At 40.7% G+C, this 1,343-nt stretch carries 2 protein-coding genes and 1 pseudogene; all 3 read left to right on the forward strand.

What is annotated here, in order from left to right; translation table 11 throughout:
* A pseudogene (locus J1N10_RS20880) lies at positions 1 to 651 on the forward strand (DNA repair protein RadA); the annotation flags it as partial.
* Between the two features lies 1 nt (position 652).
* On the forward strand, positions 653 to 985 hold the full coding sequence (locus J1N10_RS20885; RefSeq protein ID WP_262328551.1) for a hypothetical protein: 333 nt from the start codon (positions 653 to 655) through the stop codon (positions 983 to 985).
* Positions 982 to 1,343, forward strand: a 362-nt coding sequence (locus tag J1N10_RS20890; protein WP_262328668.1) for a hypothetical protein, incomplete at its 3' end; no start/stop codon positions are given. The genes J1N10_RS20885 and J1N10_RS20890, both read left to right, overlap by 4 nt.

The following is a 1,343-nucleotide window of genomic DNA, read 5'->3' on the forward strand; positions in this document are numbered from 1 at the left end:
GTAAATGCCACTACTTCCATGCCCAAAAGTAGTGGCTCACAAAACAGGGCATTCAATCCCGGCACCACAAGAACCGCAGTCATCGCATCCGACCAGGTTGTTTTAGCAAACGACCTTGCCAAGATGAATTTTAAGACCATCTCAATCCGAGGAAAATTCGGTAGGCTATTAGGCAAGCTGTATATCCCATTCTATATAATGATTTACGGCTCACGCTTTCATGGCAAGAGTACCGTAGCCTTAATGTTTGCAGATGAATTGGTAAAACAGCATGGCTATAAAGTTCTGTATGTAGCCAATGAAGAAGGTGCAAAAGGGACAATGCAGGAGAAAGTGGTAAGGCTTGGTATTAACAGCCCGATTGGAATTATCGAGGACTATAACCCGAAACTTTTCAAGGATTACGATGTGGTATTTATCGACAGTACCCAAACGACCGATATTTCTCATGAGGAATTTAAAGAGCTGAAGAAACAGTTCCCGAACACCTCATTTGTAATCATCAATCAGGCAAATAGAGACGGTAGCTCCAAAGGCGGAACGAAGTGGGAACATATAGTGGATGCCATTATGCACATCGAAAACCAAAGTGCAACGATGGAGAAAAACCGCTTTCCGGAGGGCAGTACAGAAACCATTAAAATCTTTTAGCATGGAAGAAATGACAATAAAGTTCTATTGGCTTGTTATCGGTGCTTTTAGCTCGCTTATAGTTGGTGTGGTTTCCTTCATCATCCGTAATGCCATTTCCAAGAATGCTACAAAGGAAACGGTGGATGCTAAAACCGATTTATTGGAAAAGGATATTCAGCACTTGACTAAAGAGCTTGCTTCATGCGAAAACAAATTTACGGTATTGCATAAACGAATATCCGATTTAAGGGACAGCTCCAAGGAAATATATGTGAGTAAAGAACTATTCCATCAAACCATTAAGCAGCTCAATGAAAAGCTCGATACCATTTTAAAATTTGTAGAACGATGAGAAAGATATTTGGGAAAGTTATCAATGCCGGAGCTGCGGAAACCTTAAAAGAGGGAACGAAGCTGATTGATGAAATATTCACAACTCAGGAAGAAAAGCTCCAGGGGAAAATGGAACTCTTTAAGATGGCAGTAGCTGATAGGAGTTCGGCCAGGGAGATGTATCAAAAAGACAGTTGGCTTCAAAAAGCCTTTGCAATTTTCTTCTTGCTTGCATGGTGTGCATTGACTTTCGTAATGCTGAACTACTTCATTTTCGATACTATTCAGCTTGATGATTGGCAAATAGCATTTGTAAGCAGTATCAACGGTGGAATATCCACCAAACTAAGCACCATTATTGACTTTCTTTTCGGTGG

Source organism: Carboxylicivirga litoralis, from assembly GCF_025499605.1.
GTDB classification, from domain to species: domain Bacteria; phylum Bacteroidota; class Bacteroidia; order Bacteroidales; family Marinilabiliaceae; genus Carboxylicivirga; species Carboxylicivirga litoralis.

Coding starts and splice junctions, on each gene's coding strand:
- J1N10_RS20885 (WP_262328551.1), top strand. CDS start 653: ATGGAAGAAATGACAATAAAGTTCTATTGGCTTGTTATCGGTGCTTTT.